This window comes from Pseudoxanthomonas sp. LjRoot127 (genome assembly GCF_964253495.1).
Taxonomy (GTDB): Bacteria; Pseudomonadota; Gammaproteobacteria; order Xanthomonadales; family Xanthomonadaceae; genus Pseudoxanthomonas_A.
On the sequence record NZ_CAXUQR020000001.1, the window covers coordinates 1,439,528 to 1,452,618 of the forward strand.

The window sequence follows — 13,091 nt, forward strand, 5'->3', positions numbered from 1 at the left end:
GTAGCCATGCGCGGCCCTGAGGCCGTGCTGCCAAAGGTGGAAAGTGCGTAACTACGACCTCGAATTCCTCAAGCATTTCTCGATGGTGATCGGCTTCCTGATGCTGGTCACCGCCGGCCTGATCGTCGGTGCGTATTTCCTGCACGACAGCCTGCCGCCGGAAGTGGATCCGAAGGCCGTGCAGATCACCGAGGCCCGCATTGCCCCGGCCGGCGCGGTCTATGCCGGTGAAACCGGTGCTGCGGCCCAAGCGGCAGCCGCCGCGGCCGCCGCGGCGGCTGCCTCCTCCCAGGTCGCTTACGGCGGCACGCTGGACGGTGGCGAGATCTACAAGAACCTGTGCGGCGCCTGCCACACCAACGGCGTCGGCAAGGCACCGATGCTGACCGCTGCCGGCATGGGCGCACGCGCCAGCAAGGGCGTCGACACCCTGTACAAGCACGCGATCGAAGGCTTCACCGGTCCGGACGGCGGCATCATGCCCCCGAAGGGCGGCAACCCGGCCATCTCCGACGAGCAGATCCACGCCACCGTCGATTGGATGCTGGCCAACAGCAAGTAAGGCCTCGCGCCTTCCATGAAACGCCGCCTGCGGGCGGCGTTTTTGTTTGTGTCGTGGGGAATCTCAACCGCTTTCCTTCTCCCCGCCTGCGGGGAGAAGGTGCCGAAGGCGGATGAGGGGCGAACGGAGACCGATTCCGACGGTCCAGGCCTGCCCCCCGCGCTCGACGCATCACGGCGAACTTCCAACGCCGCGGCGCCGGCGCCCCTCACCCGCCCTCCGGGCACCCTCTCCCCGTTGTCACGGGGCGAGGGGAAGCACGCCGTCCCGCCTCGCGCGGAAAACCTGCCCGTCACCCATTCCGTTTACCCTTGCCGCCTCGCTCGCCCGGTCCGATCACGATGACGCCTCCCCGCTCGCTGCTCACGCTCGCCCTGCTCGCCTCGCTGTCGCTGCCCGCCTGCGCCGCCACGCCGAAGGAGCGCATCGTGCCGATCGGCGACGTGCAGGGCGATGGCGCGCGCAGCCCGCTGGACGGGCAGACCGTCGCCGTCGAAGGCGTCGTCACCGCGGCCTTCGCCAACCTGGGCGGCGTGTTCGTGCAGGACGCCGGCGACGGCAAGGCGACGACGTCCGACGCGCTGTTCGTCGCCTTCGAGGACGGCACGCCCGCCCCGCTTCTCACCGCGGGCGACCGCATCCGCGTGCGCGGCATCGTCGGCGAGCGCAAGGCCGGCGGCGACGACACGCTGACGGTGCTGCATGCCCCCGTGATCCAGTCGCGCGGCACCGGCCGCATCGCACCCACCGTGCTGACCGCCCAGCCCGCCGACTGGGAACGCTACGAAGGCATGCTCGTCCGCATCGACGCCCCGCTCACGTTGAGCGGTACCGACGCGCTGGGCCGTTTCGGCGAACTCACCACGAGCTTCGACGGCCGCCTGTGGCAGCCCAGCGAAGTCGCCGTGCCCGGCAGCGCCGACGCCAAGCGATTGGCCGCCGACAACGCGCGCCGCACCCTGGTGCTGGACGACGGCAGCACCCAACGCGATCCCGCCACCGTCTGGTACGTGAAGAAAAACCAGCCGCTGCGCACCGGCACCGTGCTGACCGGCGCGCAGGGCATCGTCGATGCGCGCCACGGGGGATGGCGCCTGCAGCTCACCGTGGCACCGACGATCGCCGCACCGGAACGCCCGGCCGCGCCGCAGGTCGCCGGCAACGTGCGCATCGCCGCGTTCAACCTGGAAAACCTGTTCAACGGCGACGGCAAGGGCGGCGGCTTCCCCACCGAACGCGGCGCCAAGACCGCGGCGCAGTACCAGGCGCAGGTGCAGAAGCTGGTCGGCACCATCCGCGGGCTCGATCCCGACATCGCCGCGCTGATGGAACTGGAGAACGACGGCTACGGCGCCGACTCCAGCCTCGCCCAGCTCGTCGCCGCGTTGAACGCCGACGGCGGCACGTGGCGCTTCATCGATGCGAAGCAGGGCCCCGGCCCGGACACGATCCGCGTGGGCATCATCTACCGCAGCGACAAGGTGACGCCCACCGGCAAGCCCGCCACGCTGCAGGCCGGCCCGTTCGGCGAACGCAGCCGCAGCCCGCTGGCGCAGGCCTTCGTGCGCGGCACCGGCAAACCCTTCGTCGTGGTCGCCAACCACCTGAAGTCCAAGGGCTGCTCCGAAGCCACCGGCCTGGACGCCGACCAGAAGGAGGGCGCGGGGTGCTGGAATGCGCTGCGCCTGGATTCGGCACAGCGTCTCGACGCGTGGCTGAAGACCGATCCCACCCGCACCCGCAGCGACCGCGTCGTCATGCTCGGCGACTTCAACGCCTACGCGATGGAAGCGCCGGTGCGCTGGCTGCGCGACGACGCCGGCTGGGTGGATGCGTTCAAGCAGGCCGGCATCGAACAGCCCTACAGCTACGTCTACAGCGGCCTCAGCGGCCGCCTCGACCACGCCCTGCTCAGCCCGTCACTGGCGAAGCAACTGCGCGGTGCCGCCGAGTGGCACATCAACGCCGACGAGCAGGACGCGCAAGGCTACGCCGACGGCGACCCCACCGTGCCCTACCGCAGCTCCGACCACGACCCGCTGCTGCTGGGCTTCGATCTGTAGGCGACCTCGCCTGTGGAGCGACGTCCGTCGCGATGACACCTTCGCAGTAGATCATCGCGACCGACTTCGTTCCCACGGAACAGTGCACGTCACCCGTCCATCTTCTCGACCAGCGCCTGCAGTTTCAGCACGGTGGCCCAGTTGCGCGTGGTGGCGGCCTTGCCGGCCTTGCCCACCAGCGCCTCGCCGGCCTTGCTCTCGAGGATGCCGCGCGCGCAATGCAGGTAGGCGGCTTCGCTGCCGAGCAGGAATTGTTCCGGCGGCACCACGTGCGGTGCGATGGCGGACAGCGCCGGCAGTGCATCGGCTTCCTGCACGAAGGCGACCAGCAGGCGCGAGGGGTCGGCGGCCGCATCGGCCAGCGCGTTGTCGTCGATGATCGTGGCCAGGTCCTTCGCCGACTTCACGATGACGGGCACGTCGATCTTGAGCTGCGCGGCGATGGCGCCGGAGATCTCCGTCGCGATCTTCGCCGGCGTCTTCTTGCCGGAACGGAACACCACGTTGCCGCTGTTGAGCAGCGTGGCGACGTCGGCATGGCCCAGCCCTTCCAGCAGCGCGCGCAGGTCCGCCATCGCGATGCGTTTGGCCTTGCCGACGTTGATGCCGCGGAGTAGGGCGATGTAGGTGGTCATGTCAGAGCTTGCGTCATTGATGTTTGACGATGCCGAAGCGGTCAGGTGTCATCGTGGGGTTCGTCGCGGGAGCCGCCAAGCAACCACAACACGACGCCAACGAGTCCCACCGCAATCGGCCAAGCCACATGCAGATCGGCATGACGGAGCAGCTGCGACAAGATCAACGAGGCGATGACAGCAAGTCCACCGATGATGCTCAATGGACCGAGTGAGGTATTGCCCACCCGGTAGAACCTCCCATCGTCGCGATTCATCCAGGCCCGGAGTTTCGACCACCGTCCCATGCGCACTTCACTCCTGCGCGGACCCGACCGGCGCAAAGCGACGCACCGGCTGTCCGTCCACGATAACGTTCTCGCAGAACATCGCATACGGCCGCACCCACAGGCCACCTTCGCCGTACAGCGCGCGATACACCACCACCGGCTCCAGCGTCTCGCTGTGCCGCGCCACGGCGACCACGTCGTAGTCGTTGCCTTTGTAGTGACGGTAAAGGCCGGGGGTGAGTTCGGGGAGGGCGGGAAGCGTGGCCATGCGCGTGCCTCTTGGATGAGTAGGGTGGGCCTTGGCCCACCGTTGCGGACATTGTCCACGATCAGGCAATACACGCGCCGGGATACGTTGGATCCACAAAGACTACGTGTGGTGGGCCGAGGCCCACCCTACGAGCTACGGCTGTGTCTCGGTGGCTTGCACAGCACGCGAACGTCCAAGAAATTCCGACTCGATCGCGCTCCGCACATCCTCAACCGATCCTGGCCAAGGCAGTCTCGCCAATGCCTTGTGCTCCGTGCGCTCCCAACGCGGGAACATGGGTAACGTACGACACGCCCATGCCAGCAGCTTTGGTAGCGCGGGGTAGCGCGTGCTAAGACGCGACACTTCGATCCAGCCATCCGGATATCCCTGGATATCGATCGCGTGCCGCACACCACCCTCCCACCACGAGAGCCGCCAGTTGCCTGCGTCGTAATGCGTGTCGTAGGAGATCGTAAGCCCATGTTCCCGGGCCATGGTTTCCACGAGTTGGCGAACGACAGGATCGGCCTCCATGGTGCTCCTTGAACTTGATGGGTTCGGCGGATTGGGTTGAGTAGGAGCAGATGATGGGTAGACCGGCTCCGCCACTGAAAACTGCTTCGCTCCACCCATCCTACGCGTTGCGGGAACTGCTAAACGCAAGCAACAGGTCGCGGAGCACGGTCACTTGGATGGCGCATTGCTCCGATGTTCGGAAGTCTCCTATCGCATGGATCTGTACTGGACTCAGAAACATGGTCTTCAGCGCCGACCATTGGATCTGCTGAATGATTGGCCGGCATGTAGGCGAACAAAGGGCGGCTGCGATCTTGGGGGCCTGGGCATGATTGGCTACGTACACCGGTACGCCGAGCTCTCTTGAAGCTCCTTCCAGTCGGAGACTCATTCCCGGTCTAAGCGTTTTCAACGAGGCTCCGAAGCAACCTTCGTTCCCAAACGTCCCTCTCCAGTTTCCGGCGACGACATACGACGCATCCGATACGCCAACACCAAGCCAGAAAGCATCTGTATTAAGTCGAACCTTGTAAGGGCAAGTCGGCTCGCCGACAACGTTGCGTTGTTGCGAGGATGAACGCGCGCCGAGCAACGTTGCCAGCTCCGACGCGTTTTTTCGTGCCAGAGAACGATCCACGACGTCGGCCACGGCATACAGCATTCTTGCTCACCTGTACGAATTCACGTGTTGGAAGTGCTGCCTTCGTCTCTACCCGTAGACAGTGCGATAGGTTGGGCTGAGCTAGCGAAACCCAACAGATGGATGTTTCGTCGCTGCGATCTTGGGGTTCACTCCGTTCACCCCTACCTATGAAAACACGCCCGCGATCCCTCAATACCCCGCCGCCTGCCCATCCTTGCGGCTTTCGCTGGCGCCGTAGTACACGCCGGTCTCCGGGTCGCGCCTGATGGCCTGGTAGCCGCCGTAGGGGCCGAGGGCCCATTCGACGTGGTGGCCCTTGTCCATCAGCGCGCGCACGGTTTCGTAGGGGAAGCCGGATTCCAGCTGCACCACGCCGCCATCGCGCATCGCGGTGGCGCTGCCGACCGGTTCGGTGGAACCGTCGTGCTGGATGCGCGGCGCGTCACCGGCTTCCTGCAGGGTCATGCCGAAGTCGACCAGGTTCATCACGATCTGCGCGTGGCCCTGCGGCTGCATGGCGCCGCCCATCACGCCGAAGCTGACCCAAGGCCGCCCGTCCTTCGTGATGAAGGCCGGGATGATCGTCTGGAACGGACGCTTGCCCGGCGCGTAGCAGTTGGGATGCGGCGTGGCGCCGTCGCAATCGCGCAGCACGAACATCTCGCCGCGGTCCTGCAGGATGAAGCCCAGGCCGGTCGGCGCCATGCCGCTGCCCATGCCGCGGTAGTTGGACTGGATCAGCGAGACCATCATCCCGTCCTTGTCGGCGACGGTCAGGTAGATGGTGTCGCCTTCTTCCAGTTCCTTCGGCGTGCCGGGCTGCACTTCGCGCAGCACCTTGTCGGGCGAAATGAGTTTCGCGCGTTCGCGCGCGTACGGCTTGGAGATCAGGCGCGCGACCGGCGCGGGCTGGAAAGCGGGATCGGCATACCAGCGCGCGCGATCGGCGAAGGCCAGCTTTTTTGCTTCGACGAACAGGTGCACATGCTCGGGACTGCCGAAGGGAATCCTGCTGAAGTCGTAACCCTCCAGCACGTTGAGCATCTGCAGGGCGGCGATGCCCTGCCCGTTCGGCGGCAGTTCCCACACGTCGTAGCCGCGGTAATTGGTGCTGACCGGTTCGACCCATTCGCCGTGGTGGGCGGCCATGTCCTCGTACGACAGGAAGCCGCCGTTGGCCTTGAAGTACGTGTCGATGGTGCGCGCGATGTCGCCCTTGTAGAACGCGTCGCGGCCGCCGTCAGCGATCTTCTGCAGCGTGTCGGCCAGGCGCGGGTTCTTCCACAGCTCGCCGGTGCGCGGCGCGCGGCCGCCGATCGTGAACTGCTCGCTGAAGCCGGGGAACTTCGACAGCCGCGGCACCGAGCGCTCCCAGTAGTAGGCGATCGTCTGGTGGACCGGGTGGCCGTCGCGCGCATAGCGGATGGTCGGCGCCAGCACGTCGCGCATCGGCAGCTTGCCGAAGCGGTCGTGCAGCGCGAACCAGCCATCCACCGCACCCGGCACGCTGACCGGCAGCGGTCCGTGCGCGGGGATGTCGGTGATGCCCTGTTGCCTGAAGTAGTCGAGCGTCAGCGATTTCGGCGAACGGCCCGAGCCGTTGTAGCCGTGCAGCTTCTTCGTCTTCGGGTCCCAGACGATGGCGAACAGGTCGCCGCCGATGCCGTTGCCGGTGGGCTCCATCAGGCCGAGCGCCGCGTTGGCGGCGATGGCCGCATCGATCGCGGTGCCGCCCTGCTTCATCACGTCCAGCGCGATCTGCGTGGCCAGCGGATGCGAGGTGGCCGCCATCGCGTGCGGCGCGATCACGTCGGAACGGGTGGCGAACGCGCGCCCGGCGATGCGGTCGGCGGCGGATGCGGCGGGAACACCGGCGGCGGCACTCAACGCCGTCGCAATGCAGAACGAAGCAAGGATGCGCATCAGGGGAGGAGGATGGTGCGCGGTGCGCACCTTCACCCGCCGATCTTACGCGCTGGACTACGGCCAGACCGGCGGATTCGCCTGCCAGGCGCCGAGCACTTCCGCCAGGGTGTCGCGGTCTTCCTGTCGCCAGTCGGGCAACTGCGTCGCGAAGTTGCGCGCATCGACCCACACGCTGGGCTCGGTGCGCACGGCGGCGCCGAACCATGCGACGGCCTCCTGCTTGCGGTCGAGCCGCCACAGGACCAGCGCCAGCGTCGGGGGCGCCCAGGAAGGCGAGCCGTAGGCCGTGACGATCTCGGACCACTGCACCAACGCCGGTTCGAACTGGCCCGCCCGGTACAGGTCCCACGCATAGTTCCAGCGGACGGCCCGGCCTACCGTGCCCTTGGCCTCGGTCGCGGCAACGGTCTGCTGATAGAGCTGTCCCGCCAGCTCTGTCCGCCCTTCACTGGCGGCGATGTGCGCGAGCTGCGCCGTCGCCTCGATATGGCGCCGCCCGCGTTCGCGCTCGCGGACCAGCGCCTGCACCTGCGCCTCGCCTTCGCCGGGGACCACGACGATCTGCCTGGCCGTCGACTTGTCTTCGTCGAAATAGAACTCCTTGGGCTTCGGCACGTTCTGCGCGTGCGCGGACAAGGCCATGGATGCCAGCACGGCGGCCAGCAGCAAGTATTTACCGGATTTCACGTACGTTCCCCTGACACTTGATGTTTCCCCGAACCCCATCGTAACCGCTGCAACGCACAACGACGAAGTGACCCGCGTCACAGAAAAGGCCGCTGTTACAATGCGCGCCTTCACGCCCGAGGGGATTTCGGGCCCCGCCAGCCGCTTTCACGGGCCCGCCATGACCAGCACCGCCGAACTGACTTCGCCCTCGTCCGCCAACCTGCCGCAGCTCGGGGCGATCGACAGCGACTACACGCTGGAACACAAGTACACGCGCACCGACGGGCGCATCTACCTGAGCGGCGTGCAGGCACTGGTCAGGCTGCCGCTGATGCAGCGGCTGCGCGACCAGGCCGCGGGCCTCAACACCGCCGGCTTCATCAGCGGCTACCGCGGCTCGCCGCTGGGCGGCTTCGACCTGGAGCTGTGGCGCGCGCGCAAGCACCTCGAATCCGCGGGCGTGAAATTCACCCCGGGCCTGAACGAGGACCTCGGCGCCACGATGGTGTGGGGCACGCAGCAGACCAACCTGTTCCCGGGCGCCAAGGTCGATGGCGTGTATGCCATGTGGTACGGCAAGGGCCCCGGCGTGGACCGCTGCGGCGACGTGTTCAAGCACGGCAATGCCGCGGGCACCTCGAAGTTCGGCGGCGTGCTGGCGCTGGCCGCGGATGACCACAACTGCCGCAGCTCGACGCTGCCGCACGGCTCGGAAGACGAGTTCGTCAGCGCGATGATGCCGGTGCTGAACCCGGCCGGCGTGCAGGACATCCTGGACCTGGGCCTGGTGGGCTGGGCGATGAGCCGCTACACGGGCCGCTGGATCGGCTTCAAGACGATCGCCGAGACGGTGGAATCGTCGGCCTCGGTGCAGGTGGACCCGTTCGCGCGCGAGATCCTGCTGCCGGAAGACTTCGCCATGCCCGCTGGCGGCCTCAACATCCGCTGGCCGAATCCGCCGCTGGACCAGGAGATGCGCCTGCACAAGTACGCGGTCGCCGCGGCGCAGGCCTTCGCACGCGCCAACAAGGTGGACCGCATCGTGCTGGACTCGCCGCGCGCGCGCCTCGGCATCGTCACCACCGGCAAGAGCTACCTGGACGTGCTGCAGGCGCTGGAATACCTGGGCCTGGACGAACAGGCCTGCGCCGACATCGGCATCCGCGTCTACAAGGTGGGCATGACCTGGCCGCTGGAGCCGGTGGGTATCACCGAGTTCGCGAAGGGGCTGGAAGACATCGTCGTGGTGGAGGAGAAGCGCGCCTTCATCGAGCGGCAGATGAAGGAATACTTCTACAACTGGCCGGCCAGCGCCGGTACGCGTCCGTCCATCGTCGGCAAGTACGACGAAGGCGGCGAATGGATCCTGCCGTCCACCGGCGAGCTGACCCCGGCCACCATCGCCGGCGTGATCGGCAAGCGCATCCAGCGCTTCTTCACGACGGAGTCCATCGAGCAGCGCCTGCGCTGGATGGAAGAGAAGGAAGCCGAGATGGCGCTGCCGCGCGCCAATTTCCCGCGCGTGCCGCACTACTGCTCGGGCTGCCCGCACAACACCTCGACGGTGGTGCCGGAAGGCTCGCGCGCGCTCGGCGGCATCGGCTGCCACTACATGGTCACGTGGATGGACCGCGACACCGACACCTTCACCCACATGGGCGGCGAAGGCGTGACGTGGTCCGGGCAGGCACCGTTCACCGAGACCGAGCACGTGTTCCAGAACCTCGGCGACGGCACGTTCTTCCACTCCGGTTCGCTGGCGGTGCGCCAGTCGGTCGCCACCGGGGTGAACATCACCTACAAGATCCTCTACAACGACGCGGTGGCGATGACCGGCGGCCAGCCGGTGGACGGCACGCTGTCGGTGCCGCAGATCGCGCACATGATGCGCGCCGAGGGCGTGGACACGATCGTCGTGGTCAGCGATGAAGTGGGCAAGTGGAGCAAGCGCGAGATCTTCCCGTCCGGCGTGGAGTTCTTCGACCGCAAGGACCTGGACGACGTGCAGCGCCGCCTGCGCGACGTGAAGGGCGTGTCCATCCTGATCTACGACCAAGTCTGCGCCACCGAGAAGCGCCGCCGCCGCAAGCGCGGCAAGCTGCCGGACCCGGCCAAGCGCACGATGGTCAACACGCTGGTCTGCGAAGGCTGTGGCGACTGCGGCGTGAAGAGCTTCTGCGTGTCGGTGCTGCCGAAGGAAACCGAGTTCGGCCGCAAGCGCGAGATCGACCAGTCGAACTGCAACAAGGACTTCCGCTGCGTCGACGGCTTCTGCCCCAGCTTCATCACCGTGCACGGCGGCACCCCGCGCAAGGGCAAGAAAGCCAATGCGGCCGACCTGCTCGCCGCGTTGCCGGCGCCGGCGTTCAAGTCGGACCTCGACCAGCCCTGGAACATCCTCATCACCGGCGTCGGCGGCACCGGCGTGGTGACCATCGGCGCGCTGCTCGGCATGGCCGGCCACCTGGAAGGCAAGGGCGCCAGCGTGCTCGACCAGACCGGCCTGGCGCAGAAGGGCGGCGCGGTGACCACGCACATCCGCATCGCGCGCACGCCGGAAGACATCCACGCCGTACGCATCGCCGCGGGCGAAGCCGACCTGGTGCTGGGCTGCGACATGGTGGTCGTCAACGACTACTGGGTGCTGTCGAAGGTGCGCGGCGAGCGCTCGCAGGTGGTGCTGAACACCTACGAAGCGATGCCGGGCACGTTCACCACGCATCCGGACATGCAGTTCCCGGCCGCCGACATCATCGCGGGCGTGAAGGTCGCCCTCGGCGGCCGCGAGCCGATGCTGGTGGATGCCACCCAGATCGCCACCGCGCTGATCGGCGACGCGATCGGCAGCAACCTCTTCATGCTGGGCTACGCCTGGCAGCAGGGCCTCGTGCCGATCTCGTTCGAGGCCATCATGCGCGCGGTGGAGCTCAACGGCGCCGCGATCGAGATGAACAAGACCGCATTCGCGTGGGGCCGCCTGGCCGTGGTGAATCCGCAGGCCGTGCAGGAAGCCGCCGGCCTGATCCGCAACACGCAGACCGAAAGCGAGCGCACGCCGGGGGCGCTGCAGATCCTTCCCCCGGGCGAATGGGAAAGCAGCGAATGGGGCGCCAACAGCGCACCCCGCAATCCGGGCAACGAAAGCGAACTGCGCGGTCTGCCGGAAGGCGGTACCGGCAGCGGCGACAACGTCGCATTCCTGCCGCTCGACGACCTGCGCCTGTCGCGCTCGCTGGACGAGCTGATCGCCCGGCGTTCGGCGTTCCTCACCGAGTACCAGGATGCCGCCTACGCGAACCGCTACGCCGATCTGGTGGCGAAGGTCCGCTCCGCCGAGAACATCAAGGCGCCGGGTTCGACCGCATTGACCGAGGCGGTGGCCCGCTATTTCTTCAAGCTGATGGCCTACAAGGACGAATACGAAGTCGCGCGCCTTTACACCAGCGGCGACTTCCAGCGACGCCTGCAACAACAGTTCGATGGCGACTACGAGGTGCACTTCCACCTGGCACCGCCGCTGTTCGCCAAGAAGGATGCGCACGGCCGCCTGATGAAGAAGGAGTACGGCCCCTGGATGTTCAAGGCATTCGGCCTACTGGCGAAGCTGCGCTTCCTGCGCGGCGGCACCTTCGACGTGTTCGGCTACACCGAAGAGCGCAAGGGCGAGCGGCAGCTGATCGCCGACTACGCGAGGACGGTGGACGAACTGCTTGGCGCTCTGGATGCCGACCGCCTGGGGCTGGCCGTGGAGATCGCCAGCATCCCGGAGCACATCCGTGGCTACGGTCACGTCAAGGAGAAGCACTTGCACGCGGCCAAGGCGCGCGAGGCGGAACTGCTGGGCCTGTGGCGCAACCCGAAGTCGCTGCATATCGTGCAGGCGGCGTAAGCACAGAACCCCGCTCCGGCGGGGTTTTCCTTGCGTTTCGTGCACCAGGCGCCCGAGACGCGTTACCTGCGGGAATTCGGCACCGATCCCGTTGGGCCTGCATCGAATCGACGCTTCCGATCCGAGGTCGCGACGCACGTCGCTCCTACGCGGAGCTCCGCCGTCGCCAGACCAGGCAGCGGTTGTTGGCCGGCATGGGGTTGTCCTCGACCAGCGACAGACGGATGCGACGCGCGAGTGCGTCGATGGCCTCGAAATCGCGGATGCCCGAGGCGGGATCGCGGTCCTTCAGCCATTGCTCGAACGCGCGGTTGCTGTCGCTGGTGAACTCGCCGCCATAGTTGAAAGGCCCGTAGACGATCAGCAGACCGTCTGTTTCCAGCACCTTGCCGACGCCAGTGAAGAAAGCCTCGACCTGCGGCCAGCCCATGATGTGCAGGCTGTTGGCGGTGAAGACCGCATCGAAGCCGGCGTCGGGCCACGGCCCGTCGACGTCGAGTTCGAAGGCAGGCGGCGTGTTCGGCAACGCCGCGTCGTCCAACCATGCCCCGATGCCGGCCAGGTTTTCCGCGCGATCACTGCTCTGCCATGCCAGCCAGGGCATCGCGGCGGCGAAATGCACCGCGTGCTGGCCGGTACCGCTGCCGATCTCGAGCACGCGACGGGTGTCTGCAAGGTGGCGCTGCAACACCGACAGGATCGGGTCCCGGTTGCGTTCGCAGGACGGCGCGTAAGGTTTGGTCATGCCACGTAGCGTGCGCCACGCGCACGAGCCGCCGTTGCCGGAAGCGTCCTGACGTCATGCGTATGGCGCACGCTACGCGGCCCGCACATAGAAGCGCTTCGCACCGCCCTCGCCCGCCCGCTCCTCGACGGTGAAGTGGCGCGGATGCGCCTTCATCAGGTCGCTGAGCTTCTTGTGGCCGTAAAGCCGCGTGTCGAAATCGGGGCGCACCTTGTTGAGATAGCTGCCCACGCTGCCCAGGAAGGCCCATCCCTGGTCATCGCTCGCGTCTTCGATCGCCTGGCGGATCAACTGCAGCGGCAGCGACTCGTGCTTGCGCTGCTCGACGACGGGTGCGGCCGCAGGTTCGGCCTGCGTCGCCGGCTTCCTGGTCGCCGGCCTGGCGGTCTTCTTCGCCAGCTTCTGTGGCGGTGGTGATGGCGGCGCGGGCGCTTCGCTGCGCAGCACCTCGACGTAGATGAACTTGTCGCAGGCCTGCACGAACGCATCCGGCGTCTTGCGCTCGCCGAAGCCGTATACCGTCAGGCCTTCCTCGCGCAGGCGCTGGGCCAGGCGGGTGAAGTCGCTGTCGCTCGAGACCAGGCACACGCCGTCGAAGCGCCGGGTGTACATCAGGTCCATCGCATCGATGATCAGCGAGCTGTCGGTGGCGTTCTTGCCACTGGTGTAGGCGAACTGCTGCACCGGATTGATCGAGTGCTTCAGCAGCGCCTGCTTCCATTGGGTCATGCGCGTGCTGGTGAAATCGCCGTAGATGCGCTTCACGCTGGCCACGCCGTACTTGGCCGTCTCCGCGAGCAGGCCCTCGATGACGGCCGGCTGGGCGTTGTCGGCATCGATCAGCACCGCGAGGCGGGGCTGTTCGTCGTCGTTCTCGAGCCGGGCGACCGGGCGGGATTTCATGCGGGTCGATTCCTGTAC

General features: G+C 67.0%; 11 protein-coding genes. 3 read left to right on the forward strand and 8 right to left on the reverse strand.

The features are described from left to right. Nucleotides 1–43: 43 nt before the first annotated feature. Both ACSQ19_RS06785 and ACSQ19_RS06790 read left to right on the forward strand, forming a co-directional pair. Nucleotides 44–562, forward strand: a complete 519-nt coding sequence (locus tag ACSQ19_RS06785; RefSeq protein ID WP_436000812.1) for a c-type cytochrome — start codon at nt 44–46, stop codon at nt 560–562. A 341-nt stretch (nt 563–903) separates the two neighbouring features. Beyond that, on the forward strand, nt 904–2,625 hold the full coding sequence (locus ACSQ19_RS06790) for an ExeM/NucH family extracellular endonuclease (protein WP_436000814.1): 1,722 nt from the start codon (nt 904–906) through the stop codon (nt 2,623–2,625). 89 nt (nt 2,626–2,714) lie between these two features. Here ACSQ19_RS06790 and ACSQ19_RS06795 read toward each other — a convergent pair whose 3' ends face one another. From ACSQ19_RS06795 to ACSQ19_RS06820, 6 genes are all read right to left on the reverse strand, one after another. Further along, a complete protein-coding gene (locus ACSQ19_RS06795) occupies nt 2,715–3,260 on the reverse strand; it encodes a DUF1697 domain-containing protein (RefSeq protein WP_436000816.1) in 546 nt (181 codons plus the stop codon). Nucleotides 3,261–3,301: 41 nt separating this feature from the next. Continuing rightward, on the reverse strand, nt 3,302–3,517 hold the full coding sequence (locus ACSQ19_RS06800) for a hypothetical protein (RefSeq protein WP_436000818.1): 216 nt from the start codon (nt 3,515–3,517) through the stop codon (nt 3,302–3,304). Between the two features lie 37 nt (nt 3,518–3,554). Continuing rightward, the gene (locus ACSQ19_RS06805) at nt 3,555–3,797 is read right to left on the reverse strand and encodes a DUF1653 domain-containing protein (RefSeq protein ID WP_299344567.1); all 243 of its coding nucleotides are present in this window, start codon (nt 3,795–3,797) and stop codon (nt 3,555–3,557) included. A 619-nt stretch (nt 3,798–4,416) separates the two neighbouring features. Next, nucleotides 4,417–4,959, reverse strand: coding sequence for a hypothetical protein (locus tag ACSQ19_RS06810; RefSeq protein WP_436000821.1), 543 nt, complete (start codon nt 4,957–4,959; stop codon nt 4,417–4,419). Between the two features lie 171 nt (nt 4,960–5,130). Then, a complete protein-coding gene (gene ggt, locus ACSQ19_RS06815) occupies nt 5,131–6,864 on the reverse strand; it encodes a gamma-glutamyltransferase (protein WP_436000823.1) in 1,734 nt (577 codons plus the stop codon). A gap of 57 nt (nt 6,865–6,921) precedes the next feature. Next, the gene (locus ACSQ19_RS06820) at nt 6,922–7,554 is read right to left on the reverse strand and encodes a tetratricopeptide repeat protein (RefSeq protein WP_343125236.1); all 633 of its coding nucleotides are present in this window, start codon (nt 7,552–7,554) and stop codon (nt 6,922–6,924) included. Nucleotides 7,555–7,714: 160 nt separating this feature from the next. On the opposite strand from ACSQ19_RS06820, the gene ACSQ19_RS06825 reads away from it, so the two are divergent. Then, nucleotides 7,715–11,425 (forward strand): indolepyruvate ferredoxin oxidoreductase family protein, encoded by a 3,711-nt coding sequence (locus tag ACSQ19_RS06825; protein ID WP_436000825.1) that lies wholly within the window; start codon nt 7,715–7,717, stop codon nt 11,423–11,425. A 145-nt stretch (nt 11,426–11,570) separates the two neighbouring features. Here the strand turns inward: ACSQ19_RS06825 and ACSQ19_RS06830 are convergent, their stop codons facing one another. Continuing rightward, the gene (locus ACSQ19_RS06830; RefSeq protein WP_436000827.1) at nt 11,571–12,170 is read right to left on the reverse strand and encodes a DUF938 domain-containing protein; all 600 of its coding nucleotides are present in this window, start codon (nt 12,168–12,170) and stop codon (nt 11,571–11,573) included. Nucleotides 12,171–12,242: 72 nt separating this feature from the next. Further along, the gene (locus ACSQ19_RS06835; RefSeq protein ID WP_436000829.1) at nt 12,243–13,073 is read right to left on the reverse strand and encodes an NYN domain-containing protein; all 831 of its coding nucleotides are present in this window, start codon (nt 13,071–13,073) and stop codon (nt 12,243–12,245) included. Nucleotides 13,074–13,091 lie beyond the last annotated feature (18 nt).

Bases quoted from the DNA above. Each gene is read 5' to 3' on its own strand.
- ACSQ19_RS06790 (WP_436000814.1), top strand. From the start codon at position 904: ATGACGCCTCCCCGCTCGCTGCTCACGCTCGCCCTGCTCGCCTCGCTG.
- ACSQ19_RS06795 (WP_436000816.1), bottom strand. From the start codon at position 3,260: ATGACCACCTACATCGCCCTACTCCGCGGCATCAACGTCGGCAAGGCC.
- ACSQ19_RS06800 (WP_436000818.1), bottom strand. From the start codon at position 3,517: ATGAATCGCGACGATGGGAGGTTCTACCGGGTGGGCAATACCTCACTC.
- ACSQ19_RS06805 (WP_299344567.1), bottom strand. From the start codon at position 3,797: ATGGCCACGCTTCCCGCCCTCCCCGAACTCACCCCCGGCCTTTACCGT.
- ACSQ19_RS06810 (WP_436000821.1), bottom strand. From the start codon at position 4,959: ATGCTGTATGCCGTGGCCGACGTCGTGGATCGTTCTCTGGCACGAAAA.
- ggt (WP_436000823.1), bottom strand. From the start codon at position 6,864: ATGCGCATCCTTGCTTCGTTCTGCATTGCGACGGCGTTGAGTGCCGCC.
- ACSQ19_RS06825 (WP_436000825.1), top strand. From the start codon at position 7,715: ATGACCAGCACCGCCGAACTGACTTCGCCCTCGTCCGCCAACCTGCCG.
- ACSQ19_RS06830 (WP_436000827.1), bottom strand. From the start codon at position 12,170: ATGACCAAACCTTACGCGCCGTCCTGCGAACGCAACCGGGACCCGATC.
- ACSQ19_RS06835 (WP_436000829.1), bottom strand. From the start codon at position 13,073: ATGAAATCCCGCCCGGTCGCCCGGCTCGAGAACGACGACGAACAGCCC.